Here is a 25,751-nt window from a genome sequence, read left to right as displayed (position 1 = left end):
GCCTCTGATAGCGATCTGGCGGAACAGCCGCTCGGCCACCTCGAGGATACGATCCCGGCTATCGCCTTCAATATGTTCCGCAACCAGTGTCATCTGTCAGGACTCGTCAATCAGCGTTGCTTCTCAGCAAGCGGAATTGCGTGGGGGTCATCGCTCCCATGCTGCTGCGCGGCAGGCTGCTCGGGCTTGCCGGCCTCGTCCAGGCTCTTCCTGAACCACAGGGCGTAGAGGCCCGGCAGGTACAGCAGCGTCAGGAAGGTCGCGATGAACAGACCGCCCATGATGGTGATCGCCATCGGGCCCCAGAAGGCCGAGCGCGACAGCGGGATCATGGCCAGGATGGCGGCGAGCGCCGTCAACACCACCGGACGGGCGCGGCGGACGGTGGCTTCCACGATCGCCTCGCGGCGCGGCAGGCCGTGAGAAACGTCGGTCTCGATCTGGTCGACCAGGATGACCGTGTTGCGCATGATCATGCCGGCAAGCGCGATCAGGCCGAGCAGCGCCACGAAGCCGAACGGGGCATTGGCGACGTTGAGCCCGAAGGAGGCCCCGACGATGCCGAGCGGCGCGGTCAGGAACACCAGGATCAGGCGCGAGAAGCTCTGCAGCTGGATCATCAGCAGCGTCAGCATCACCATGACCATCAGCGGGAAGAGGATGAAGATCGAGGCGTTGCCCTTCGCAGACTCCTCGAACGCACCGCCCGCCTCGATGCGGTAGGCCGGCTCAAGGTGGTCAATGATCGGCTTGAGCTTCGGCGTGATCTGGCTGGTGACGTCGGGCGCCTGCACATCGTCGGCGACGTCCGAACGCACGGTGATCGCCATGTCGCGGTTGCGCCGCCAAATGATCGGGTCCTCGTGGGCGTACTCGATCCTGGCGATCTGCTGCAGCGGCACGACCACACCGTTCTTTGAGGTGATGGTGAGATCGCCGACACCGCCGAGGTCGAGGCGCTCGGACGGGATCGCGCGCGCGATCACCGCGACCTTCTCGATGCCGTCACGGATGGTAGTGACCTGCGCACCCGAGATCAGCATTGCGAGCGCCTGTGAAACGTCCTGCGGCGTCAGGCCCATCGCACGGGCGCGGTCCTGGTCGACGACGAGCTTGAGGAAAGGCGACTGCTCGTTCCAGTCGAGCTGGACATCCTTGACGCTCTTGTTCTGCCGCATGACGTCGCGGACCTGGTAGGCGATCTCGCGCACGGTGTTGGCGTCGGGGCCGATCACTCGGAACTGCACGGGGAAGCCGACGGGAGGACCGAAATTGAAGCGGTCGACGCGCACGCGCGCCTCGGACAGGAAGCCCTCGGCAGCCGCGTTCTCGATCTTGGCCTTGATGCGCTCGCGCGCCTCGACGCCCTTGGCGACGATGACGATCTCGGCAAAGGCCTCGTTCGGCAGCTGCGGATTGAGGCCGAGCCAGAAGCGCGGCGAGCCCTGGCCGACATAGGACGTATAGGTCTCGATGTCCTTGTCGTCCTTCAGCAGCGTCTCGGCCTTCTTCACGGCCTTTTCGGTGACGTTGAAGGCGGTGCCCTCGGGCAGGCGCAGCTGGAAGAACAGCTCGGGCCGCTCCGACAGCGGGAAGAATTGCTGCTGGACATGGCCGAACCCGACGATCGAGGCGACGAAGACGCCGACGGTCGCGGCCACCACGGTGATGCGGTGGTTGACGCACCATTGCACGATGGCGCGCAAGCCGCGGTACATGCGGGTCTCGTAGACCGCGTGCGGATCGTGGTTGTGGTGCGCCTTCATCTCCGGCAGCAGCTTGACGCCGATATAGGGCGTGAAGATCACCGCCACGAACCAGGAGGCGACCAGGGCGATCGCAACGATCCAGAAGATGCTGCCGGCATATTCGCCGACCGCGGAATTGGCAAAGCCGATGGGGAGGAAGCCAGCGGCCGTGACCAGCGTTCCCGTGAGCATCGGAAACGCAGTTGATTCCCAGGCAAAGGATGCCGCGCGCATGCGGTCCCAGCCCTGCTCCATCTTCACCACCATCATCTCGACCGCGATGATGGCGTCGTCGACGAGCAGGCCGAGCGCGATGATCAGCGCACCCAGCGTGATGCGGTGCAGGTCGAGCGACATCATGTTCATGACGATGAAGACGATGCCGAGCACCAGGGGCACCGACAGCGCGACCACGATGCCGGTGCGCCAGCCGAGTGCCAGGAACGAGACGAACAGCACGATGACGAGCGCTTCCATGAAGGAATGCACGAACTCGCCGACGGCATGCTCGACGACCTTGGGCTGATCGGCGATCAGCTTGACATCGATCCCCTGCGGGACCGCCTTCATGAAATCGGCCGTCGCCTTCTCGACCTCCTTGCCGAGGTCAAGGATGTTGGCGCCCTTGGCGGTGACGACACCAATGCCGATCGCGGCCTTGCCTTCCTGACGGACGACGAAGGCCGGCGGATCGACATAGCCATGGGTGACGGTGGCAATGTCGCCGAGGCGGAACACGCGGCCGTTGCTCTCGACCGGGGTCTCGGCGACGGCCTTGGTGCCGTCGAGCGCCCCGGTGACGCGCAGCGGCACGCGCTGCGAGGAGGTCTCGACCGTGCCGGCGGGCGTCACGTTGTTCTGCTTGGCGAGCGAATCGAACAGCGCCTGCGGCGTGATGCCGAGGGTCGCGAGCTTGGCGTGGCTGAACTCGACGAAGATGCGCTCGTCCTGGTTGCCGTAGACGTCGACCTTGGTCACACCAGGCACCTTCAGCAGGCGCTGGCGAAAGCCTTCGGAGATCTTCTTGAGCTGGGCGTAATCGGCGCCGTCGCCGGTCATCATGTAGAGGATGGAATCGACGTCGGAGAACTCGTCGTTGACGACGGGGCCGAGGATGCCGGACGGCAGCTGGCCCTGGACGTCGACCAGCTTCTTGCGCAAGAGGTAGAAGAGATAGGGCACGTCCTTCGGCGGGGTGCTGTCGCGGAAGGTCACCTGGAGCGCGGTGAAGCCGGGCTTGGAATAGGTCTGCACCTTCTCGAAATAGGGCAGCTCCTGGATCTTCTTCTCGATGGGATCGGCGACCTGGGTCTGGATCTCCTGCGCGGTCGCGCCCGGCCACAGCACGGAGACGTTGACCACCTTCACCGTGAAGAACGGATCCTCGGCCCGGCCGAGCTTCTCATAGGAGAAGTAGCCGGCGACGCCGAGCATGACCATAAGGAAGAGAACCAGCGTCGGGTGGCTGACGGCCCAGGCCGAAAGGTTGAAGCGCTTCATCGCTCTCTCCGGAAAATCGATCCAATTGCCAAAACGACAGCCACTCTGTTCAATCCGTCGTCGCGAGGCAGCGAAGCAATCCAGGGGGCTGGGCAGGTTCTGGATCGCTCCGCCGCTTCAGCCCCAGCATTTGCGCTCGGGCCGAAACTCGCCTTGCAACGGACGTGTAAACTCTAGAAAGACAGTGATGACTGGATCCGTACCTTCTGGCTCGGATCAAGCTTCTGCACGCCGAGGGCGACGATCTTGGCGCCCTCTTCCACACCGCCGGTGATGATGACGTCGCTGCTGTCGTAGGACTTCACCACAACCGGCCTCAAGGTGAGCGCCCCGTTGTCGTCGACAACGTAGAAGGAGGGCTTGCCGCCTTCGTTGAACAGCGCCGACAGCGGCAGCCGCGCGACGCGCTCGGTCGCGGCGTCCGACAGCGTCAGCGTCGCCGTCATGCCGAGCGAGACCTTGTCGTCGGCCTCGGGCAGCGAGAATTTCGCAAGATAGGTGCGCGTGGCCGGATCGGCCGTCGGCGCGATCTCGCGCAGCTTCGCGGTATATTTCTTGCCCGGCTCCGACCAAAGAGTGACGCTGGCGGCGCCCGACTTGGCACGTCCGACCAGCGTTTCAGGGATCGCGACGACCGCTTCCTTCTCGGCAAAGCGGGCGACACGGATCGAAGCCTGGCCCGCGGCGACCACCTGGCCGGGCTCGATCAGCGTTGCGGTGACGACGCCACGGGCATCGGCAACCAGTGTCGCGTAGGAAAGGGAATTCTTGGTCAGCTCGACCGAACGGATGGCGCGGTCGAGACGCGCACGGGCCTCGTCGGCGGCGGCGCGGCTCGAATCCATCGCCGCATCGGTGGTCCAGCCTTTGGCCTTCAAATCCTTGGCGCGCTGCTCGGCAGCGGCGGCCTGGGCCAGCACGCCTGTGGCAGCCGTCTGTTCGGCAACCGCCTGTTCGGCCTGGAGCTTCAGATCGACTTCATCGAGGGTCGCGAGCGGCTGGCCGATTTCGACGGTCTGGCCGACTTCGACGAGGCGCTTGGCAACCTTGCCGGCGACGCGGAAGCTGAGGTCACTCTCAATCCGCGGCTTGATGGTGCCGACGAAGCTCCGCTCCGGCGTCTCGGAATCATAATGCACGGTCGCGACCAGAACCGGCCGCGGCGGCTCGGCCTTCTCGGCCACGGTGTCATTGCAGCCGGCCAGCGAAGCGGCCGTCAGGGCCAGCGACACGCCTGTCAACAGCCTGGAATAGGTCAACAAAACCGACCGGACGAACATCGAAGAACACTCCTGCGTCTCGAATGAGAAGACTGTCGACTAATCAAAAAAAGTGCTTGCTCTCATGGCCGCCGATCTAATCCCTGTCAGCTTGTGGGATTGCGCGCCGTGACGATCCACGTCGCTCTGTCGATCATCACCGATCGCTCGCCGGGGCAGCCCGCAAAGGCGGCACGAACCGCGGCCAATGCGCGGGCCCGGATGTCGTCGGGCTGGTCAGCCAGCAGGCGCGACAGCGGGCCGACCTCGAACGTCATCTTCACAGCATCGTCGATCGCCGCGTCCCGCGTCGCGCCCTCGCCAAACGGGATGGAAGCATCGAAGGGCGCGAAAGCGATATCGGTGAAGCCGGCCGCCGTCAGGATGCGAGCCACCCGCGCCCGGTCGCCGAACGAGAATGGGCCGGGCGCTTCGGGATCGGGCGGCGCCATCGGCGGGACGATGCCTTTGATCGCGTCCATCGGCAGGCGCACCCAATCGTTCTCGGCCAGGCCACGCCAGCAGACGAAAGCGACCCGCCCGCCCGGCTTGAGCGCACGGCGCATATGAGCGAACGCCGCCGTAGGATCGTCAAAGAACATCACTCCGAAGCGTGAGAACAGGATGTCGAACGCGCCCTCGGGCAGCTCGGCGCTGCTGGCGTCGGCCACCTGGAACTGGACCGGTGTATCCTGTGGCGCCAGCGCGCGCGCTCGGCCGATCAGCGCTTCGGATATGTCCACGCCCAGCACATGGCCCCCCGCGCCGACGCGGGCGGCCAGAGCCAGACTCGACGCGCCCGCGCCGCAGCCGACGTCCAGCACGCGCTCGCCCGTCGCGGGCGCGGCGGCTTCGATCGCGGTCTGGCCGAACACCGCCGCCATGGCGTCGAGCCGGGCCTGGTGGGCGACCCAGCGCTCCCCGCTTTGGCCATTCCAGTCGGCCACCTGATAAACTTTCTTCTCTGCCATGCCACAATCCTTGTTCTGATTTTGGTCTTAACTCGGAATCCTTTGATCGAGACGAGGGGTCCGGATCGCTGCCAAAGCGCGCATCATCTCGAATAGATGCGATTACGCTGACGATCTTCTTGCCACGGGCCTCTATCGCACCACCGCTGATCTGCTGGCTTATGCGCTCCGCCAACAGAAACGCGCTGCCAAGACCGATTTCGCGCAGCAACACCACAAACTCCTCGCCCCCAAAACGCGCGACGTTGTCGACAGTCCTGACTTCGGCCTGGACGAGTGATCCTCTACTCGGCCCATGCCGCGATCCGTTCGGCGATCACCTCGGGGGCCTCGATGTGCAGGAAGTGACCGACGTTGGGGACGACCTCCATCGCGCGCCAGGCGGCGAACCGATGTCGGTCATCGACTTGCGCAGGGAGGATGCAGCCGTCGTTGGCACCGTGAAGCTGCAACATGGGCACCGTGATCGGCCGAGACATACGGCGCGTCGCCCCAAGCATGCCAGGCCGCAGCATCGCCCGGTAGTACTTCAGAGGCGCGGGCATGCTCGCCCGCAGGTGCTCGTGTAGCTCCGCCTTGAGAGCGGGATCGAGCGAGAAGCCGGGCGACCACTGTTGCCAGAGGCGGTCGATGAAGGCGAGATCGCGGGCGGTGGCGATCCAGCCGCTTCCCGGCAGTTGAAAGAGCCCCATGTAAGAGCTCCGGCGCAGCTGAGCGGGGTCCGTCAGCCGGCTCATGAAGGTGAGTGGGTGCGGGATTGCGAGCGTGACCGCGCGTTCGATCCGCTCCGGCGCGGTGACGCAGGCATCATATGTGATCAGCGCGCCCCAGTCGTGGCCAACCAGCTCCACGGCTCGCCCCGGAGACCAGCGGTCGATCAGCGCGAGCACGTCGCCGGTGAGGGCTGCGAAGTCGAACGGTCCCGCCGTCGGGGACGGCGCGTAACCGCGAAGCCAGGGTGCGACGACGTGACGGCCACGGCGGCCGAGCTCGGCAAGGAAGGGCTTCGCGGTCGGCGGATGGTCCGGGAAGCCGTGCAAGACGATCGTCGGTTCGCCATCGGGATCACCACCCTGCAACGCGTGAAAGGTGCCGTGTGGCAGGTCGAAGGTGACGTGTTCGAACTCCATGCGTGGGGCTTCTCCAACAGCGGTCGGACGAGAGATGCCGATGCTGGCTTCGGTGTTTCTGGTTTTGGACACGTGCATCTCCTCAGGCGTCAGGTGAACTGCGGGGTCAACCGGCCACTCGGTTCTCGATGACACCGGTTCTGTGCTCTCAACCCAGCATCGACTGCTGGGCGAAGATACCCGCCATCGCGCCGTGCCATATTTCCGGAGTCAGGCCGTGCAAAAGCCGGGGACGGCGACCTTCTGGAACAGGTGCGGGGTGGCTACGACGGATGGTGGATAGGCCGAAACCTTCGCGACGAATTCGGGACGGGAGAAGGCTTCGCGGAGCGTCTCTGTGGATTCCCACACCACATAGTTCAGGAAGATCGGGCTATCGCCGATCGCTCGGTGCAGTTGGGTAGAGATGAAGCCACGCTGCTTCTTCAGGGTTTCGCCAGCGGCTATAAAGGCGTTTAGGAAGCCCTCTTCGTCACCGGCACCGACCGTGAATATGTTGATGAGCACGATTGGCGCGGCCGAGATGCCAAGTTGGCGCTCAAGCGGGAATTCATCGTTTAGCGGCTTGAATTTCTTTAGGACTTCCATGTGGAGTATCCCCGTCTGATGTGAAAAACGAAACTGGCGTGTTCGATGCTGCTTGCTCTCAAACCACCATCGACTGCTGGGCGAAGATACCCGCCATCGCGCCGTGCGATGATGCCAGGGTGACCGATGGCGGCGTGATGGGATTGGCAAGGTCGCCGGCGGCGTAGATGCCGGGCATGCTGGTTTCGCGGCGATCGTCGACCTTGAGGATGATGCCGAGGGGGGTTTTGACCGTGGCGAGGCCCAGTGATTCATGCAGGCTTGCGGACGGCTTGTTGCGCGGGTGAGCGAACAGGATGTCGACCGCGACATCGGGGCCCGCATCGAGCCTGACGGTGGCGTTATGGGCCCCGCGTTGGGCGATCCCGGTGATCCGGCCATCGACGACGGGTACGTTGCGGCGCGCCAGATCGGCCCGGATATCGGGCGGAATGTCGTGACCATCGGCGAAGAGGGTCAAATTGTCGGTCCAATCGCGGAACAGCCTGACCTGGTTGTGCGACTGCGGGCCGGACCAGACGAGGCCCCAATGCTGGCCGGCGACTTCAAAGCCGTCGCAATAGGGACAGGGCACGATGGACGTGCCCCAGCCTTCGGCAAAGCCCGGAACAGCAGGCATCTGGTCAGTGAGGCCATAGCTCAGGATCAGACGGCGCGCTCCAAAGCTTTTGCCATCGGACGTGAGGACGGAGAAATTGTCGATGGCGCCGGAGATGCTGTCGGCCCGGGCACTGACCAGCTTGATCGTGGGATAACGCGCCAGCTGCCGTCGCGCCTCGGCCAGGATGTCCAGCGGCGGCTTGTGATCGTGGCCGAGCAGGCCGTGCGAGTGGCCGGCGAAGCGGTTGCGCGGCAGACCGGTATCGAGAACGGTGACCTTGCGGCGGGCGCGGCCGAGCTGAAGGGCGCCGGCGAGACCGGCAAAGCTGCCGCCGATGATGATGACGTCATCCATGGTGATACGCTCCGTGTTGTGGGTGGAGGGGGTCGGCTGGGGCCCGTCGGTGGCCTGGGCGCGGGGGAGGCCGATGGTGGAAAGCGCGGCCAGCTTCAGCAGGGTCCGTCGTTGCATGGGATCTCTCGTGTCAGGTCGGCGCAATATCGTCAGACGATACGCGCTCGAGACGGGCAGCGAGCAGGGCTTCGGCTTCGCCGAGAAAGTCGCCCATCACTGTGTTGGCCGGCCGGACAATGCCGCATTCGAGATCGCCGGGCGCCCGGGAAGCTTGATTTGGAGGACAAGTTGAAACCTACCCATTGGCTTGCACATTTAGGATACTTCATAGTATCGTAATTCTGAATTAGAATACTGTCAAGTACCGGAATTGCCGTGACCGAAAACAAACAGGGCCGGCGCGGCCGGCCCGCCAACGAGGCGCTTGGCCAAACGATCGTCGACGCCGCGCGCGAACTCTTTGTGGAATTGGGTTTTCAGGCGACGACATTGGACAAGCTCGCCCGGCGGGCGAAGATATCCAAGCTCAGCATCTACAGGCATTTCGAGAACAAGGAGGCGCTGTTCAGCGCGGCCATCGCGGCCGGCTGCCATCAGTCGTTTACACCACAGATCCTTCTTGAGGGCGGCGACGGTTCGGTCGAAGATCAGCTCATGGCGGTGGGATCATTGCTGCTTCGCACGCGGTTGAGACCGGACGTCCGCAGTGTCGAAGCCATGGTCATGGCCGACAAGACGAACCAAAAGTCGTTAAGCAGGCTCCATTTCGAAGCCGGCCCCGCCCATGTCATCGCCCAAACCGAGGTCCTGTTGCGCCAGTTGCACGCGAAGGCGGTTCTGAACGTGCCCGATCCTCACCGGTCCGCCCGCTTGTTTGCCGCGCTTTTCAAGGGATCCGATCTCCCGATGATCGGACGCTTCGATGAGGCGAGAGCAGAGGACGACAACGAAATCGAATCCTATTGCCGGTCGGCCGTCGCCATGTTCATCGCCGCGCACGGTGGCAACGACCGCGCGGGCGGATGTTGGCCTGCCCCGAGCTCAGAAGACAAAATGTGAATCGTGCGTGACCGATGTGGTCAAAACAACCGCGACCGGTTTGAAAATCATTGAGGCGCGCGGCAAGCTCCAGCAGGCGACGCCGTCTGAAGGGTCTGCCTTTCGGCAATGACCCGAACGCGCTATGCAAAACGTTGGTAGAATTCCAGCTCCATGACGCCCGCCCCCGCTACATCACTGCGGCCCAGCGCTGTGATGCTGCGGAAATAGTCCTGGATCGCGGGCGTGTTCAAGCTGCCGCCCGCGAAATCCGTCTCGATCGCGCCGGGCGCGACGAGGGGCTCGTGTCGGTCAGGGAGCGTCGATTGACCGCAGCTGGAAGGTCGGCGTCTGGCCCTTCTTGGAAGGATCCATGAGGTAGCCAATCTGGCCTTCAGCTACCCAAAGCTTGTCGCCGACGCGCGCGACGCCTGTTGGTCCAGCGAATTCCTTGATCGTTTCGATTTGGGCCCTGTCCCCGACGATCGTGACCTTAGATAGCGGACCGGCGCCTTCAACCATCACAAATCCGGTCTTGTCTGCCCTAAGACCGTCCGGAAACTTGATCGGGCGTGACGTCTCAAGCTTCGTGACGGCACCCGCGACTCCCGATTTGGATTCGATGCGGAAGAGTTCGCCGCTTTGGAAGGTGTTGACGTACAAGGCGCCATCCGGTCCGAACGCAATCCCATCAAGCCCCCCCTTCAGCTTGTCGTCCTGGACCCAGACGTCCAGCTCGGAATATCCCTTCTTCAAGCGGAGTATCTGTGGCTGCAGAGTATTCGTGACGTAGAGAGCGCCGTCCGGTCCAATCGCGAGATCGTTGCAGAGCGAAGGTTTCGCGGGCAGTTGGGCACTGATTTTTCCCTCCCCGGTTTTGAGGTCAAATCCCTTAACGAACGAGCCTTCGATCGTGTTTGGACCTTTGACGCCGAGCGGGGTGGCATCGTTCGAACAGACCCAAAGAAGCCCTGACTTCTCATCGGCGAGAACGCCGAACGTCGATCGCGTATCGAATGTCCCCGGCTTGATCCAGGCTTCGGCCTCGGAGGCGCCCGGCTTGACGCGCGCGATTCCGCCGTTCGTCAGGCTGCTGGCAAAGAGCGTTCCATCCGTTGTGGCTGCCAGACTTTCCGGGAACGGCGATCCTGATAGGATCACGGTCTGCGATCGGGCCTCACTTGCAACCGAGGCCGCGACTATGCCTACCACCGCTGCGATGACCAGGCGGGACAGGTCTTGAAATAGGTCTGATTTGTTAGCGCGCATGCGTTCCTCCAAGCTGATTATATGGTCGACGTCACTTCTGAGGGATGTTGAGCCACTCAATCAAAGATTGTCATCTTGCGAGAGGGAAGACGGTGGTGCTCGGGCAAGCACCGCAAGCAGCGCCGGAATAGTCAGAGCCAGCGGCGAACCTCGGCCTTGTAGCGGCGGTAGTCGTCGCCGAACTTCGCTTCGAGATAGCGCTCCTCGCGGGCGATCACCTGCGTCTGGATCGCGATCAGAACCAACGGGAGCAAGGCGAAGGCGATCGGCCCGTCGAAGCCGATCGCAAGGCCGGCATAGATGAGCGCCATGCCGAGATACATGGGGTTGCGGGTCCACCGATAAGGACCGGTGGTTGCGAGGAGGGTCGTTGGCTGCGACGGCCGAGCGTTGGTGCCCAGCCGCCGGAACAGCCCCGCCGCTGCAAGCATCATCGCCGCGCCGGCAACGAACAGCAGCGCGCCCGTCGCGACCAGCAACCGCCAGTCGATGCCGAAAGAGCGCAGGGTGACGAACCGCTCCGCCGCCAGCCCCAACAGCAGCGCTCCCAGATAGACGAAGGGCGGAGGGAAGCGCACACCCGCGCTGTCCGGTTCGACGGCCATGCTCATCTCCAATCCGTGCTCTCAAACCAGCATGGTCTGCCGGGTGAAGATACCCGCCATCGCGCCTTGCCATGATGCCTTCAGCACAAACCTGTTGACCTGTAGGGCTTGGACAGACCCTAGATCGTCTCTCTGACGCGCTGTTTCTCCAAAGCTGATGACTTCGTCGACTTAGTACGCTTCTCGCAAGTGTCCTTGCTGAACGACCTTTTGCTCCCGAAGCTGACGACATTCCGAAATTTCGTTCGGGGTAGTGAGTGGTCCAACGCACAAACGCGTCGGCCTGGCAAAAGCGGAAGTGACTGTCACACATCTCCGCTTCCCCGACGGGCCAATTCCGGACAAAGACTGCGCTGACCAATCCGGGCCCAAGCCCATCCTTTGCCCAACCGACGCTCGCGCCGCCGTCGCATGGATGCCTCAGACCGGCAGCTCGTTCTGCTTCCGCAGGCTTTTGTCGAAAGCCGACGCGGGGACGAAACGGCGCAGCAAACTGACCTGTTTCGCCATTTTTCCCGCTGCATAGCGTCTTCTCGGAACGGCAGCGGTCGCTGCCTTCAAGATCGTCTCGGCGACGACTTCGGGAGCATCTCCTGCTTCTATCGCTTTTCGCATGGTCGCATTCATGCCGGCTCGCGCGGAGTCATAGATGTCTAGCAACTGATCCGGCTTGGCGAGATTTTCTTCAAACGACGTGCGCGTATAGGCGGGCTCGACCAACACAACGCGAATTCCAAATGTCCGTAGCTCGTGATCAAGCGATTCGGAGTAGCCTTCGATGGCGTGCTTGGTCGATGCATAGAGTGCGGAATAGGGAGCCGGGATCAGGCCGAGCACCGAACTCACATTGACGATTCTGCCGCTGCTTTGGCGTCGCATTGCCGGCAAGACCGCGTTGGTCATGCGGAGAACGCCGAAGACGTTGACATCGAACAGCGCCTGAGCCTGTGCAGTCGAAGACTCTTCCGCGCCACCGATCAAGCCGATGCCGGCATTATTGACAAGCAGGTCGATACGCCCGGCCTTACCCAGCACTTCATCGACAAGTTTCGCGACGGACACATCATCGGTCACGTCGCAGGTCAGCATGGTAATGCCGTCGGCTCTTCCGGAGGCGGCGCGACGGCTGGTGCCGACCACGCGATATCCCGCGTTCTGCAGGGCTTTGGCTGTTGCGTATCCTATGCCGGAGGATGCGCCTGTCACCAGGGCGACGCCGGAATTGGTCTTGTTCATGGAAATCACTTCCATCTTTGTGTTGAAAGGGTATTCACCCCACCCTGATGGGGTTTCCGCTGGACGAGACGGTGCTAGGTGCCTCGGCACGGCGTTACGGTTTCTCGGCAAGCCACGCGACGAAGTTGCGTGCGTGGTCGGCCCAAAGAGCCGGACGTGTCATCGAGAGGTGGCCGGCCGATCCATCGGAGACGTCACGTACGACGAACCGCCCGCCGGGGACGATGCGGATGTCGTGCTGAAGCGTCTGAAGGCTGTCTCGATAGAACTCATCGTCGGCAAAGTTCACCGCAAGCACCTTCGCCTTCACGCGGCTCAATCCAGGCCGGGTGTCAAAGTCGCGCGATGCTTCCAAGGCGTACATCACATCGTTGGCATCGACCGGGACGGCTTGCTCTCTCACGCTGCGAACGAAGGCATCCGCGCTTTCGGTGGTGGCTGCTGCCTCTTGCAGGCGGGGTACGCCGTCGATCAAGAGGCGCGCGATCGCGAGCCCGTTGGTCGCGGAGGGCGGCTGCTGTTTGTAGTTGCCGCCCGCCCAGGCTGGGTCGGACTTGATGGCGTCCACCACCATCCTACGCCACAGGAGGTTTCGTCCCGCGATCGGCGATGGAAAGCATGCGATGGGCATGATGCCGTCCATCGCGTCCGGATAGGCTTCCGCCCACTGCCAAGCGTTCATGCAGCCCATTGATATTCCGACGATGGCGCGCAGACGCGCAATCCCGAGCACCTCCGTCACCAGCTTATGCTGGAGGTCGACCATGTCGCCGTAACCATAGCGCGGAAAGGACGCCCGCAATCCGTCACTCGGCTTGCTCGACCGACCATGGCCGATAGCATCGGGCAGGATCACGAAATATCGGTTGGCATCGAAGGGTGCGCCCGGCGCAAACAGCGCTGTCCGAAACTCTGGCGTCAGCAAGGCCTGACCGCTGGCGCTGGTCCAGTGGAGCATCAGGACTGCATTGTCGATCGCGCCGTGACTATTCCGGCGAGGCTGGCCGAGCGTGGTGTAGTTCAGGCGAAGCTCGGGGAGCGTCTCGCCGGCGCGGAACCGGTAGTTCGCAAAGATGGCGTTCGCCTCTTTGGGCGGGGCCTCGTAAGATTGTGCGGCCTGCGCCCCGGCATCCGAAGCCTGCGCTATCGACAAAGCGGCGACAGCCGCCGCGGAAAGCGCGATCTTCAACAAGGTCGTCATCTCTGGACTTCGTTTCACGGGTACTTCTCCTGCATCAGGCAACGGCCCCTCCGGCGTTTCCCATCGGAAGGCTTTCCGTCCAGCGCCGGAAAAGGGCGCGCCGGACTTCGAAGGACAACCGCGCCCGCGGCAACCGGAGAAGGGAATCTGTGCTCTCAAACCACCATCGACTGCTGGGCGAAGATACCCGCCATCGCGCCGTGCGATGATGCCAGGGTGACCGATGGCGGCGTGATGGGATTGGCAAGGTCGCCGGCGGCGTAGATGCCGGGCATGCTGGTTTCGCGGCGATCGTCGACCTTGAGGATGATGCCGAGGGGGGTTTTGACCGTGGCGAGGCCCAGTGATTCATGCAGGCTTGCGGACGGCTTGTTGCGCGGGTGAGCGAACAGGATGTCGACCGCGACATCGGGGCCCGCATCGAGCCTGACGGTGGCGTTATGGGCCCCGCGTTGGGCGATCCCAGTGATCCGGCCATCGACGACGGGTACGTTGCGGCGCGCCAGATCGGCCCGGATATCGGGAGGAATATCGTGACCATCGGCGAAGAGCGTCAAATTGTCGGTCCAATCGCGGAACAGCCTGACCTGATTGTGCGACTGCGGGCCGGACCAGACGAGGCCCCAATGCTGGCCGGCGACTTCAAAGCCGTCGCAATAGGGACAGGGCACGATGGACGTGCCCCAGCCTTCGGCAAAGCCCGGAACATCAGGCATCTGGTCGGTGAGGCCATAGCTCAGGATCACACGACGCGCCCGAAGGCTTTCGCCATCGGACGTGAGAACCTTGAAATCGTCGATGGCGCCGGAGATGCTGTCGGCCCGGGCACTGACCAGCTTGATCGCGGGATAACGCGCCAGCTGCCGTCGCGCCTCGGCCAGGATGTCCAGCGGCGGCTTGTGATCGTGGCCGAGCAGTCCATGCGAGTGGCCGGCGAAGCGGTTGCGCGGCAGGCCGGTATCGAGAACGGTGACCTTGCGGCGGGCGCGGCCGAGCTGCAGGGCGTCGGCGAGACCGGCAAAGCTGCCGCCAATGATGATAACGTCATCCATGGTGATGGGCTCCGTTGGAGGACAGGTTGCAACCTACCCGGCTTGCATATTTCAGATACTTCATGGTATCGTAATGCAAGAGTTAGAAAACTGTCAAGTACTGGAATTGTGGTGACCGAAAACAGACAGGGACGGCGCGGCCGGCCCGCCAACGAGGCGCTTGGCCAAACGATCGTCGACGCCGCGCGCGAACTCTTTGTGGAATTGGGTTTCCAAGCGACGACATTGGACAAGGTCGCCCAGCGGGCGAAGATATCCAAGCTCAGCATCTACAGGCACTTCGAGAACAAGGAGGCGCTGTTCAGCGCGGCCATGGCGGCCGGCTGCCAGCAGTTGTTTGCACCACAGGCCCTTCTTGAAGGCGACGACGGTTCGGTCGAAGATCAGCTCATGGCAGTGGGATCATTGCTGCTTCGCACGCTGTTGAGGCCGGACGTCCGCGGTGTCGAAGCCATGGTCATGGCCGACAAGACGAGTCAAAACGCGTTAAGCAGGCTCCATTTCGAAGCCGGCCCCGCCCATGTCATCGGCCAAATCGAGGCCCTGTTGCGTCAGTTGCACGCGAAGGCGCTTCTGAACGTGCCCGATCCTCACCGGTCCGCCCGCTTGTTTGCCGCGCTCTTCAAAGGATCCGATCTCCTGATGATCGCGCGCTTCGATGAGGCGAGAGCAGAGGACGACAACGAAATCGAATCCTATTGCCGGTCGGCCGTCGCCATGTTCATCGCCGCGCACCGTGGCAACGACCACGTGGGCGGATATTTGCCCCGCCCAAGGTCAAAAAACAAAATTTGAATCGAGCGTGACCGAGTCAGCCAGCAGGTCAAGGCAGGCCAGCCGATCATGGAAATTGACGAGTCGGCCGTACGGTCCGACTAACGTCCGCTTTGGGTCCAATCGCGTCACTTTGGCCGCGTGCCGTTCTTTTCTGGTCTACCCCTGTGAGCGGACATCGTCAGACGGCCCCGGCATGTCTCACACGGGCGCATTCGCGGACATGCCCGATCCCGGGCTTCGAGGTTCGCTTGACCCAATAGAAGGCATCAGAACACGCCCCTTCGTTTCGATGAGTGAAGGGATCCTTCTGACTAAACGGAAGCTGTTAGGGGGCCGCCAGTGCGCGTGCGATTGCCTCCTTCACGAGGCTGATTGAACGTTCAAGTCGATGCAGAAGAGAATTCAGATCAGAAGAAGTGACCTCTTCTAAGTGTAGATTGTCGTCCGCAACGGACTGAGCGATAAGCTGGTCAATCGAGCCGGCGATGGAGGGCAGGCCGTCGCTTATGTCTTCGCAAGCAATTCCGCGCACACTCAATCGAATGTGCCCGTCCGGCGCCACTGTGACGTTGAGCTTTGCGGCCTTTAGTATTGTCGTCTCGACGATCGAGGCGGGAAGTTCCAGCGCGCAGACGACATTCCCGGTTTCGCGACAGCGAAAGCCAGCACGATAACCCGTCGGGCCAAAGGGGCCGGCGCCATCAACTGCGAAGAATGCTTCAAATGTGCCCGTCATCTCTCGTCATCGGTTCCCGTCAGGAGCACGACGGGCAAAAAAACTCGCTTAAGTCACGGCACGGCAGTAAGCCGCGATCGATCATACATATTATAGTTGATAAACTTAAATTGTGTAATCGATTTTCTTTCCGCGCATGGATATGCGCCGGCTGGTTGGCCAAAATGTCAAAAGAATTCGGCTTGAGAAGAAGCTGACCCAGGAGCAGTTCAGCGACATTTCCGGGTTTAGCCAGCAATATCTCAGTGGGCTCGAGTCAGGACACCGCAATCCGACAGTTGTGACACTGTACGAGATTGCGAAGGCGTTAGGGGTCAGTCATTTGGATTTGCTGCAGCCACCACAGTCCCGACAGAAGCGCGGCAGCTGAGGTGGTTTGCCTTGATTGCCCGCGAGCTTGGCGTCGAACGTCGGAAACTCTTGAAAAATTAGTGGCTAGTTTAAGCCGCCTACTAACGGTCCGTTCTCGGGACTGCGAGTTCACCTGATAGCTCACGTCTTATTGTACTGTTTCGTCACGCGTCTCCAAGCTTGCCACAGCTTGCTCTACGAGCGGTCGCGTAGATTGAAATAGCCGTGCCTGATCCGCGCGATTTTCGCGCCCATTGAAGTTTCTCCGTTGTTGCGCATTGTATGATTCCAACTCGCCTTTTCCGAGAGCAATAGATGTGACGAGCGGCAATCTCAGTGAGCTTGATATCTGCGGCCCCCACCTTGCTAATCGTTGCTGGTGTTCGCGACAGTGACGCCATTGCTCGAAGAGCCGTGTCCGAGACCACCGATGCTCGAGGCTGTCGGCTGCGGTCCCCCTGTCTGTTGGGACTTTAGTTCCCACGGACACAAAAGGAGCTCTAACGGCTTTTCACGACAAGGAGAATCTACCATGGGCGCCCGATCGGAGTACGACGGACGAGAGCAGTCGCAATCCGCTTCGTTCAACGCAGCAAGCAGAGGATCGAAGTCACTTCCCTTCGCAGAGCGGCTCAGCTGTACGATCGACGAAGCCTGCGAAGCGACCGGATTGGGGCGCACAAAGCTTTACGAGCTGATAGGGGCTGGCCAAATCGTCACCACAACTATTGGGCGTCGGCGGTTGGTGATGGTGCGATCACTCATCGCGCTCCTAGGCGCGCGTATGTCGGCGTGAGCTATTGTCGCTTCGGTCCTCTCTTCAAGCAACGTTCATGCCCGTCTTCCCATGGGCACCACATTTTCGCCGCTCCTAGGTACCAGCGGCACAACTGCAGCCCTAGCGAGCTCTTCGAGAGCTGTCGCAATGTATTTCGCGTAATGCCGCTCGATCATTTTGACGGAGGTGTTGTGCAGTTTAGCGACGTGCTGGATCGGTAATCCCTTTCGGAGACCGCGCACAATGCTCGAGTGCCGCAAAGCATAGGGAATAACGTCAGGCATAGCGGTGCGTTCGCGAATAGCGCCCCAAGGGCGTGTAAGTTCAGCTCTTTTCCACGGGCCGCGTTTGGACCTTTTCCATTCGATGCCGTTGGGCGCCTGCTCGTGGATCCAGCGCTCGAATAGCGTCGCATCGCTCGGTCGTCCAACGATCGCGGGCAAAAGCGTCTCAATGACATCGTCACCTACCGGCACGGGGACTGAGCCGCCATTGCCGCCACGACCCTTGTACGAGCCCGGCACCATTAGACGCCGCTCAGAGGCCTGTAGGTCGCCCACACGCATACGCCTGACCTGGGCGTACCGCGCGCCGGTCGCCGCTAAACATACGACGATCTGATACAGATCGCCGTCGAATTCCTGCTCCCTGTCAACTTCCAACGCGGCTTGAAGTATTTTTGCGACCTGCTGATCCGTGAGGATCTGGTTGTCTCGAGCAACCGATGTCTCATCATCGTCATCGATCCGCTCGGCTTTGAAGCCCGCTTTCACGTCGGTGAGGAACGTGGGGTTTAGCTTCTTTCGATCCGCGGAAAGCCGGGCCCATGAGGCGTTGAGAGCGGCCTTCAGGTCATTCATAAGCCGCTGCTTTGTCGTGACCTTAAGTCCCTTCGGTAGGCCCTCACGCCACGTCAGCATATCGTCTTCCTTCAACGCGTGCAGACGCACCGTCGCGAGAGGAGCGGCTTCCATAGCTTGCTGCTTGCCGCGCTTTTCTTGACCGAGAACGTATCGCCGCAGCCTGTTGCCGGCATCGGATCGCATGTCGCGACCTGTTCGCCGCCTTTCTCGAGCGTCGCGTTCCTCGATGTAGGCCTCAACGGCCGATCGCACGGTAGGGGCCGGCCCCGCCGCTTGCGCCGCGGCTTCTGTCCTGGCCTGTGCGACTGCTTCTCGCGCTGCCTTGTTGGCCTGCTCGAAAGTTCGGACTCCATCGGCCGGCTTGTCGTTGACGTCGTTGGCGATGCCGATAGAGGCCTGCTTGTAGCTGGCGCCTTCGTGGTGGTTGCGCCAGCGGACAAGCCAAACGCCGCTCTGTTTTCCTTTGCGATAGCCCAGGTGAGCTTCCGCATCGAGGCGGCGCCAATGCAAGCCAAGTCCTAGCCTGGAGCGCGCCTTTGCTGTCGTAATTTGAGCCTCTATGAGCGCCTTCGACACGTTTCACCACACTGGCACACGTTGAATATCCGTCGAATATGCATCGCCGTGCAGCGGCGGACAATAGTGAACCATCCGTATTTAACCTATTGATTTTATTGGACACCGGCGGATAGCCGCGGACCAGCGCGGACCCATTATTTGGCCCTCTCAAGGCTGAAACAGGGGTTCGATTCCCCTAGGGAGCGCCATTGTCTCGAAGCCGAGACTTCCCCTGATCTCGATTTGATCGTTCCACCCCTCGGGTGAACTTGTGGCATTGGCGATCAATATCCGGGCCGGCAACGCGTCAGCAGGCGAGATCGAGCGGTTGTGGGATCAGGTTGCCGTGTTCGAGGTTGAGCCCTCGATGCGCGCCCTCGGCTATCGGCCGCATTTTACATTTGCCATCTACGACTCGTCGGCGGTTGACGAGAAGGCTGCGTGGGATGCGATGCTGGCAGCTGTTGCCGGCCAGACGCAACTGCGCATCGAGTTCAAACGAATTCGCTGGTTTGAAAGTTCTCCGCTCGTTCTCTGGGCGGAGCCGGAGGTCGACGAAGCCCTGGCTCGCATCCACGCCGTCATCAGCGCGGCGATCGATCCGGCGCATTGTCGTCCTCACTACCGGCCCGGCGCCTGGACCCCCCATTGCACACTCGGCACCGCCGTTGCCGATGAGCGGCGCGAAGATGCGATTGCCTTCGCTCGGACGTTTGATCGCAGCATTGGAGTGCTGTTCGACGTGGCGGACTGCGTCGTCTTTCCGCCGGTGCGGATCATCGCCGAACGGAAATTGCAGCGGTAATCGGTCGTCACTTCGGCGCCCTTGATTGCAAATGCATCAGCTCATGCCGTGCTGCCACCCCTCACGCCGTCGTCCCGTCGATCGACCGCCGGATCACCTGCTGCACTTGCCCGTTCGACAGAAACAGGTCGTGGTTGACGATGCCCCAGCCTTCCGCCGAGGCATCGACCACGCGGACGCCGAGCCGTGCGATGGCGGCCTTCTCGGCGGCGCCGACGCGGGTCATGCCGCCGGCGAGCTGGCCTGACAGCGCCAATGCGCGGTCGTTGGTCGCGGCGATCACGGTGATCTTGCCGGCCAGCGGGCCGATGCGCTGGACCGCCGACGAGAACACGTCCATGTCGATATCAGGGGCGGCAAACACCACCGCGCCGATCTTGCCCGTGACCGTCTCGCCGTATCGCGCATGGAGCTGGCGCAGGCTCTCTAACGTCAGCATGGTTCCCATGCTGTGCGCAACGATGTGCACGCGGCCCGTCCCCGGCGCCGACACCAGCGACGAGAGCACGCGCTCGAAATCGTCGCGCGACCACATCGCGCTGTCCCGGTCATAGGCGTAGTCGAACAGCCCGGCCTTGGACGGCCAGGCGAACACCATGGTACGGCCGCGGAACTTGATCGCATCGGAGAGATAGGCGCCGTCCAGCACCGCCGTCTCGAACGTCTGCTTGAAACCGTGCACATAGATCAGCACGTCGCCTCCGTCGGCCTGCGCGGCGAGGTCGCCGGCGTCGGCCGGCACCGGTTCGATCCGATCAAGACGCCAGCCGCCAAGTCCGACCGAGGCGAGCGACAGGCGGCTCTCGTCGGGCGCCGCCAGCTTGGCCCGCGCCACCGTCATGCTGGTCGCGCGCTCCGGACCGAACCAGGGCTTGCTGCGAGCCCCGTTCGCGGGCTTGCGCGTGGTGGCGACAAGCAGAGTGGGATCGACCGAGAGCGACGAGGCATCGTAGCGCGCGCCGGTCGCGCCGAGGCCGGCGCATCCGCCGAGCGCGAGCGCGCTGCCTGCGGACATGAGTCCGCCGAGCAAAGCGCGGCGCGACAGTTTGGGATGTGTTTGAATGAGATGTCGGCCTATCAAGAGGAACCCTGGAACTTCGCCCCCCACAGCGCGCCCAGCCCGCTCACTGAATGACAAAGGGGGCGAGATGACGGCGGAGCCGCCTCGCGCGAAGTCGACGTTCAGGCGGAACGGCGCCAACCGAACGTCAGTTCAATCCGTGATCTCGATGGCATTGACCTCGCACCAGTCGCGCAAAGCCTGATCCCTCGCCTCGTCCCTGTAGTGATGCCAGGCGTCGGTGGCGCGTCGTCGCGACACCATGCTCTTGAAGTTCTGGTAGGCGCCGCGTCTGCTGAAGATGTCGCGAACCTCGTGGACATCGTCCGGCAGGACCTCGCGCGCGAAAGCCAGCACGAGGGGCTTGCCAAGGTCGAGATCCCGCGCGGTCGGAACCTGCAGATATTTGGACTCGTCTTCGATATCTTCAGGCAATTGATCGTCCTCGAGGTCCTGCAGGTCGTCGTCCTCGAACTGGTAGTAGATCTTGCCTGTCTGCCTGCAGACGAACGTGCAGCATCCACCGGAGCCGGTGTCGGCGAACTCGAAGGCCTGGATGATGTCTGCGAAGCGAACTGGCATGGCCGCTCCCCTGCGGCGCAAGATACAGCTCAGGCGATCATAAGAAAAGTGGAGCAAAGCCTGGCCCGTGCCGCCCGTCAGGCGAAACACCGCCATTGCTCTGTCAACCCCTCCGTCCAAAAGCATTCCACTTTACCGAAATTCGGATTTGTCGTATGTGTCGGCCATTCCAGCCCGCCACCAAAGGGGCGGTCGTACGTCGTTTCGAGCGCGGGCTGGGAGTTGCGGTGGACGCGGGCGGCGTTAAAGGCGGAGCTTACGCGTGCAGGGCGAGATCAACCTCGTGAGCAGGCGTGACCCGCAAAGACGAACGGCGCTGCTTGCGTACGGCGAAACCGTGTGGTCCTGGCCGTCGTTGCTACGGTCAAGCTTTCGCGGAGATGCTGGCGAGCCCAACCGGGCAGGCTGCATCATCCAATTCGCGGGGCGAGGGAGGCCAGAAGGAAAGTTCGGCTCCCGGGAGAGCGCGGCATAGGCCGTCAAACCATCGCGCAGGGAAGGCTTGGTTTCGGCTGCCCTGTGTCTCCCCTGTGCACTGCGTGTGCATCTGTTCAGCACGGGGGTCTTTACGGGTGCCGGCCGGCGCCCGGCCTTCCCTGCGCCCTTTCCTTCGAGAGGTGTGAAGAGAAGCACAGCTCGGGCAGATCATGCCGCGAGAGCGCGAACGCGTGCCCGATCAACCTGCGACAATCGTGCAGGGTTCACGGGCCGGTTTCAGCCTGGCGCGAGGCCTGGCGCAACCGAATCTCAACCGTACCCATGTAGGCCTCTCTTTTGTCATCCACGGTCTCCTACCACGGGTCTCTTGCATGAAATCGGCTTGGCGTTTCTCTCTCTTGCTTGTCGTCCAATTCCTCATGGCGGTTTCCGCCCACGCGCAGGAAGGCCAGGTCGTCAAATTGTCGGCCGGCATCGAATACCAGCGCATCGCGCGCTGGGATGCCGATCAGCTCAACAAGATCCTGCAGGTGGGTACGCCTGCTTTTGCCGGCATCACGACGGCCTACAGCCCGGCGCGCAATGCCGTTCGCCTCTATCGCGTAACCTATTCGTCCGTCGTGCCCGAGCGCGGCAACAAGCCGACGATCGCGTCCGGATTGCTTGCGATCCCCGAGGACAGCGGCACCTCGTTCCCATTGGTGTCGTATCAGCACGGCACGGTCTACGGGAAGCAGGAGGTCCCCTCCTTTCCGCAGCAATCGCCGGAAACGCAATTGATGATCGCCCAGTTCGCAGGTCAGGGATACGCCGTGATCGGCGCCGACTATTTCGGGCTCGGAACGTCGTCGGAGCCGGAAGGCTACATGGTGAAGGCGAGCCACCAGCAGGCAACCTACGACATGTTGATGGCAAGCCGCGCCGTGCTCGATCATCTCAAGCTCGCCACGACCAAGCTGTTTCTCGCGGGCTGGTCGCAAGGCGGGTTCGTGACCATGGCCATGCTCGAAAAGCTCGAGCAGGCCGGGGTCAAGGTCGACGGGGCCGTGACCGCGAGCGCGCCGGCCGACGTGTTCGTCGCGCTGAATGGCTTTCTCAATTTCCCGCGCAAGAACGACGCGAGCTGGGTCAACTCGCTGTTCATCCTCTCGGCCTTTTCCTTCGAAAACTATTACGGCGTGCCGGGACTGGCGCGCTCGCTGATCGCCGAACCCTATTATGAGCTGGCACGCAAAGCCTACATGCGCGAGCCCTTCAATCCCGCCGACGTGCCGGCCGACCTGCACAAGCTGCTGCGGCCCGATTATTTCGATCCGCAGTTCTTTGCCGCCTCCGCCTATGGCCGCCTCGTGGCGCAGACGCAATCCTATCGCTGGCTGATCAAGAGCCCTGTGCGCAACTATTATGGCGAGAGCGACGAGGCCATCAGCGTCGGCCTCGGCCAGCTGCCCATGACCTACCAGCGCGCGATCGGCAGCGGCAACCCGGTGGTGGAGGCGGTCTCGACCGGCCAGACCAGCCATCGCGGCACCTTCGCCACCGCCGTGCCGCAATGGAAGGCGTGGTTCGACGGGCTGTAGCGCGGATCGTCGGGCCTTCATGGTTTGAGACGCCCGCGTTGCGAGCCCGTCACCATGAAGGTCGATGATCCGTTTCCGCGCTCGCACTCCTCATCCTGAGGAGCGCGCATTCGCGCGCGTCTCGAAGGATGGCTGCACACGATGATGCATGCCGCACGAGCGTCTCCGGAACTAGTCGTTGCCGCGTAAATCTGTCTTGATGGGCGACGTTCCGATTTTCTGGAGTGACGATATGAGCGGCTTGGTGATCTCTGGCGGCCGGGTGGTGGATCCCGCAAGCGGCATGGACGCAGTCGGGGATGTGGCGGTGGTGGACGGCAGGATCGCCGCGGTCGGCGCATCGCTCGGCGGCGCCGAGCGGGTGATCGACGCGAGCGGGCTCGTGGTCGCGCCCGGCTTCATCGATCTGCACGCGCACGGCCAGTCGATCCCTGCCGACCGCATGCAGGCGTTCGACGGCGTTACGACCACGCTCGATCTCGAGGCCGGCGTGCTCCCGGTCGGGTCCTGGTATGAGCGGCAGGCCCGGAAGGGGCGCGTGCTGAATTACGGCGCCGCCACCAACTGGGCCTTCGCGCGGATCGGCGCGATGACCGGCTCCAACGCCGAGAGCTCGCTGGAGGCGTTCGGCAACGCCATGCGCGACCGCCGCTGGATGGACAACGTCGCGACCGACGTCGAGGTCTCGGGCATTCTCGAGCGCCTCGGGCGAGGGCTCAACGAAGGCGGCATCGGTATCGGCATCCTCAATGCTTACGCGCCGGGCGCCGGCGTGCAGGAGTTGACCGCGGTCTGCCAACTGGCCGCGGCCAGGAACGTGCCGACCTTCACCCATGTCGCCTTCATGTCGCGGATCGACCCAGAGAGCGCGGTGGAAGCCTATATCCGCCTGATCGGCTATGCCGGCGCCACCGGTGCGCACATGCACATCTGCCATTTCAACTCGTCGAGCAAGACCGACGTCGAGCGTTGCCGCGCGCTGATCGAAAAGGCGCAAGGACAGGGCCTGCCGATCACGGTCGAGGCCTATCCTTACGGTACCGGCTCGACCGTGCTGGCCGCCGCCTTCTTCAGCGACCCCGAATTCGTCGAGCGCAACGGCACCGGCTACGATTCCGTGCAGCGCGTGACCGACGGCTATCGCTTCCACGACCGCGAGGAGCTGCTGAAGGCGCAGGCCGAGGAGCCGTCCTCGCTGGTGCTCTGGCACATCCTCGACACCGAGCACAATGCGCATCACCGCGACCTGCTCGACATGTCGGTGCTCTATCCCGGCGGCGCCATCGCCTCCGATGCGATGCCGTGGACGACCTCTGACGGCAAGACCTACACCGGCAATGCCTGGCCGCTGCCTGACGATGCCACCTCGCATCCGCGCTCGGCCGGTTGCTTCACGAAATTCATCCGCGAATGGGTGCGCGAGCGCAAGACGGTGTCGCTGCTGGAAGGCGTGCGCAAATGCGCGCTGATCCCGGCCGAGATCTTGTCGCAGAGCACGCCGGCGATGCGCAGCAAGGGCCGGCTTGCTAGAGATGCCGATGCCGACATCGTCGTGTTCGACTACGAAAAACTCTCGGACCGCGCCACCTTCACGGCGATGAACCGTCCCTCCGACGGCGTGCGGCACCTGATCGTCAGCGGTGAAGTGCTGATCAGCGACGGCATTCTCGACGTCGCGGCGCGGCCGGGCAAACCGGTGCGCCGCCCCGTCGTCGAGGGCTGACCCCATGCCGGTCCCCATTCTGCTGGTCACGGGCTTTCTGGGGGCGGGCAAGACCACTGTCGTGAACCATCTGTTGGCGCATGCGCAAGGACGACGCATTGCCGCTGTCGTCAACGATTTCGGCGCCATCAACATCGATGCGGAGCTGATCGCGGGTGCCAGCGACGGCGTGGTCAGCCTCGCCAATGGCTGCATCTGCTGCTCGCTGGAGGGCGATCTCCTGCGCACGCTCTCAAGGCTGCTGCGGCGCGATCCGAAGCCCGACTATATCGTGATCGAGACCAGCGGCGTCGCCGATCCCGCCGACATCGTGCGCAATCTGATGGATCCGGTGATCCTGCGCGAGGCGCTGCTGGAGACGGTGCTGTGCGTGATGGACGCCGGCACACCGCCGGCCGCCCTCGACGATGCCCTCCAGCGCTCGCAATTGCGCGTCGCCGACATCGTGGCGCTCAGCAAGCTCGATCTGGCGGACGAGGGCGCGGCGACGCGGATGCGCGCCGCCATCCGCGCGCAACGCGTTCCCGCCGTGGTCGTCGATGCACCACACGGCGCAATCCCGTCCGCGCTGCTGTTTCCCGCCCATGTCGACCGCGCGTCAGTGCCGCGCAGCCCCGGGCCGAAACGGCCGGCGGAGGACCGTTTCGAGACGCTGAGCTGGACCTCCGAACGCCCGCTCTCGCTGCCGCGCCTGCAGCAGGCGATCGCCACGCTGGCGCCGAAGCTGGCGCGCGCGAAAGGCCTGTTCGAGACGGTCGAGCAGCCCGGCCGCCAGATGGTGTTTCAATTCGCCGGCGGCCGCGCCACGCTGGCCCCCGGCGATGCGCCCGCGTCGGACGTGCCGCGCGCGCGGATCGTCTTCATCGCCGAACTCGGGATGCTCTCGCGCGCCGAGCTCGACGGGATCATGGCGGCGTGCGTTGCGAACGAGTAGGGCGGTGCGCGCCG

The 25,751-nt window shown here is 63.0% G+C and carries 23 protein-coding genes and 1 pseudogene; 8 read left to right on the top strand and 16 right to left on the bottom strand.

Annotated features, from left to right (window positions below; translation table 11 throughout):
• Positions 1-110: 110 nt before the first annotated feature.
• The 7 genes and pseudogenes from WI560_RS27160 to WI560_RS27130 all read right to left on the bottom strand — a co-directional run bounded on the left by WI560_RS27160 (position 111) and on the right by WI560_RS27130 (position 8,151).
• A complete protein-coding gene (locus WI560_RS27160) occupies positions 111-3,248 on the bottom strand; it encodes an efflux RND transporter permease subunit (RefSeq protein WP_375305659.1) in 3,138 nt (1,045 codons plus the stop codon).
• 173 nt (positions 3,249-3,421) lie between these two features.
• A complete protein-coding gene (locus tag WI560_RS27155; RefSeq protein WP_375305658.1) occupies positions 3,422-4,528 on the bottom strand; it encodes an efflux RND transporter periplasmic adaptor subunit in 1,107 nt (368 codons plus the stop codon).
• An 86-nt stretch (positions 4,529-4,614) separates the two neighbouring features.
• The gene (locus WI560_RS27150) at positions 4,615-5,478 is read right to left on the bottom strand and encodes a class I SAM-dependent methyltransferase (RefSeq protein ID WP_375305657.1); all 864 of its coding nucleotides are present in this window, start codon (positions 5,476-5,478) and stop codon (positions 4,615-4,617) included.
• 151 nt (positions 5,479-5,629) lie between these two features.
• Positions 5,630-5,698, bottom strand: a pseudogene (locus WI560_RS27145) (hypothetical protein); the annotation flags it as partial.
• A gap of 64 nt (positions 5,699-5,762) precedes the next feature.
• Positions 5,763-6,680, bottom strand: coding sequence for an alpha/beta fold hydrolase (locus WI560_RS27140; protein WP_375305656.1), 918 nt, complete (start codon positions 6,678-6,680; stop codon positions 5,763-5,765).
• A 138-nt stretch (positions 6,681-6,818) separates the two neighbouring features.
• Complete coding sequence (locus tag WI560_RS27135; protein WP_092188432.1) at positions 6,819-7,196, bottom strand: antibiotic biosynthesis monooxygenase; 378 nt, start codon at positions 7,194-7,196, stop codon at positions 6,819-6,821.
• Between the two features lie 58 nt (positions 7,197-7,254).
• Positions 7,255-8,151 carry an NAD(P)/FAD-dependent oxidoreductase gene (locus WI560_RS27130; protein WP_375308923.1) on the bottom strand — a complete coding sequence of 299 codons (897 nt, stop codon included), beginning with the start codon at positions 8,149-8,151 and terminating at the stop codon, positions 7,255-7,257.
• Positions 8,152-8,526: 375 nt separating this feature from the next.
• On the opposite strand from WI560_RS27130, the gene WI560_RS27125 reads away from it, so the two are divergent.
• Complete coding sequence (locus tag WI560_RS27125) at positions 8,527-9,210, top strand: TetR/AcrR family transcriptional regulator (protein ID WP_375305655.1); 684 nt, start codon at positions 8,527-8,529, stop codon at positions 9,208-9,210.
• A gap of 291 nt (positions 9,211-9,501) precedes the next feature.
• Here the strand turns inward: WI560_RS27125 and WI560_RS27120 are convergent, their stop codons facing one another.
• The 5 genes from WI560_RS27120 to WI560_RS27100 all read right to left on the bottom strand — a co-directional run bounded on the left by WI560_RS27120 (position 9,502) and on the right by WI560_RS27100 (position 14,552).
• Positions 9,502-10,458 carry a hypothetical protein gene (locus WI560_RS27120; protein ID WP_375305654.1) on the bottom strand — a complete coding sequence of 319 codons (957 nt, stop codon included), beginning with the start codon at positions 10,456-10,458 and terminating at the stop codon, positions 9,502-9,504.
• A 131-nt stretch (positions 10,459-10,589) separates the two neighbouring features.
• Complete coding sequence (locus tag WI560_RS27115; RefSeq protein WP_092193479.1) at positions 10,590-11,063, bottom strand: isoprenylcysteine carboxylmethyltransferase family protein; 474 nt, start codon at positions 11,061-11,063, stop codon at positions 10,590-10,592.
• A 420-nt stretch (positions 11,064-11,483) separates the two neighbouring features.
• Positions 11,484-12,299 carry an oxidoreductase gene (locus tag WI560_RS27110; protein WP_375305653.1) on the bottom strand — a complete coding sequence of 272 codons (816 nt, stop codon included), beginning with the start codon at positions 12,297-12,299 and terminating at the stop codon, positions 11,484-11,486.
• A 94-nt stretch (positions 12,300-12,393) separates the two neighbouring features.
• Positions 12,394-13,500, bottom strand: coding sequence for an alpha/beta fold hydrolase (locus WI560_RS27105; RefSeq protein WP_375305652.1), 1,107 nt, complete (start codon positions 13,498-13,500; stop codon positions 12,394-12,396).
• Positions 13,501-13,655: 155 nt separating this feature from the next.
• Positions 13,656-14,552: an NAD(P)/FAD-dependent oxidoreductase gene (locus WI560_RS27100; protein ID WP_375305651.1), complete on the bottom strand. Its 897-nt coding sequence runs from the start codon at positions 14,550-14,552 to the stop codon at positions 13,656-13,658.
• Between the two features lie 111 nt (positions 14,553-14,663).
• Between WI560_RS27100 and WI560_RS27095 the strand changes: the two genes are divergently transcribed.
• Positions 14,664-15,347, top strand: a complete 684-nt coding sequence (locus WI560_RS27095) for a TetR/AcrR family transcriptional regulator (RefSeq protein WP_375305650.1) — start codon at positions 14,664-14,666, stop codon at positions 15,345-15,347.
• Positions 15,348-15,654: 307 nt separating this feature from the next.
• Here the strand turns inward: WI560_RS27095 and WI560_RS27090 are convergent, their stop codons facing one another.
• On the bottom strand, positions 15,655-16,065 hold the full coding sequence (locus tag WI560_RS27090) for a hypothetical protein (protein ID WP_375305649.1): 411 nt from the start codon (positions 16,063-16,065) through the stop codon (positions 15,655-15,657).
• A gap of 136 nt (positions 16,066-16,201) precedes the next feature.
• On the opposite strand from WI560_RS27090, the gene WI560_RS27085 reads away from it, so the two are divergent.
• Positions 16,202-16,435: a helix-turn-helix domain-containing protein gene (locus WI560_RS27085; protein ID WP_375305648.1), complete on the top strand. Its 234-nt coding sequence runs from the start codon at positions 16,202-16,204 to the stop codon at positions 16,433-16,435.
• 411 nt (positions 16,436-16,846) lie between these two features.
• Entirely contained in the window at positions 16,847-17,212 is a 366-nt protein-coding gene (locus tag WI560_RS27080; RefSeq protein ID WP_375305647.1) for a helix-turn-helix domain-containing protein, read from the top strand.
• Between the two features lie 35 nt (positions 17,213-17,247).
• On the opposite strand, the gene WI560_RS27075 is transcribed toward WI560_RS27080, so the two are convergent.
• Positions 17,248-18,633, bottom strand: coding sequence for a tyrosine-type recombinase/integrase (locus WI560_RS27075; RefSeq protein ID WP_375305646.1), 1,386 nt, complete (start codon positions 18,631-18,633; stop codon positions 17,248-17,250).
• 253 nt (positions 18,634-18,886) lie between these two features.
• Here WI560_RS27075 and WI560_RS27070 point away from each other — a divergent pair, with 253 nt between their 5' ends.
• A complete protein-coding gene (locus WI560_RS27070; protein WP_375305645.1) occupies positions 18,887-19,420 on the top strand; it encodes a 2'-5' RNA ligase family protein in 534 nt (177 codons plus the stop codon).
• Between the two features lie 61 nt (positions 19,421-19,481).
• On the opposite strand, the gene WI560_RS27065 is transcribed toward WI560_RS27070, so the two are convergent.
• On the bottom strand, positions 19,482-20,435 hold the full coding sequence (locus tag WI560_RS27065; RefSeq protein ID WP_375305644.1) for an alpha/beta hydrolase: 954 nt from the start codon (positions 20,433-20,435) through the stop codon (positions 19,482-19,484).
• 198 nt (positions 20,436-20,633) lie between these two features.
• Complete coding sequence (locus WI560_RS27060) at positions 20,634-21,062, bottom strand: UPF0158 family protein (protein WP_375305643.1); 429 nt, start codon at positions 21,060-21,062, stop codon at positions 20,634-20,636.
• A gap of 857 nt (positions 21,063-21,919) precedes the next feature.
• Between WI560_RS27060 and WI560_RS27055 the strand changes: the two genes are divergently transcribed.
• The 3 genes from WI560_RS27055 (at position 21,920) to WI560_RS27045 (ending at position 25,737) form a co-directional block, all read left to right on the top strand.
• Positions 21,920-23,080, top strand: coding sequence for an alpha/beta hydrolase family protein (locus WI560_RS27055; protein ID WP_375305642.1), 1,161 nt, complete (start codon positions 21,920-21,922; stop codon positions 23,078-23,080).
• A gap of 232 nt (positions 23,081-23,312) precedes the next feature.
• On the top strand, positions 23,313-24,803 hold the full coding sequence (locus WI560_RS27050; protein ID WP_375305641.1) for an amidohydrolase family protein: 1,491 nt from the start codon (positions 23,313-23,315) through the stop codon (positions 24,801-24,803).
• A gap of 4 nt (positions 24,804-24,807) precedes the next feature.
• Positions 24,808-25,737, top strand: coding sequence for a CobW family GTP-binding protein (locus WI560_RS27045; protein WP_375305640.1), 930 nt, complete (start codon positions 24,808-24,810; stop codon positions 25,735-25,737).
• The last annotated feature ends 14 nt before the right edge of the window (positions 25,738-25,751 follow it).

This window comes from Bradyrhizobium sp. A11 (genome assembly GCF_042077125.1).
GTDB classification, from domain to species: Bacteria; Pseudomonadota; Alphaproteobacteria; order Rhizobiales; family Xanthobacteraceae; genus Bradyrhizobium; species Bradyrhizobium japonicum_B.
This window is presented reverse-complemented; position numbering and strand designations above follow the sequence as displayed.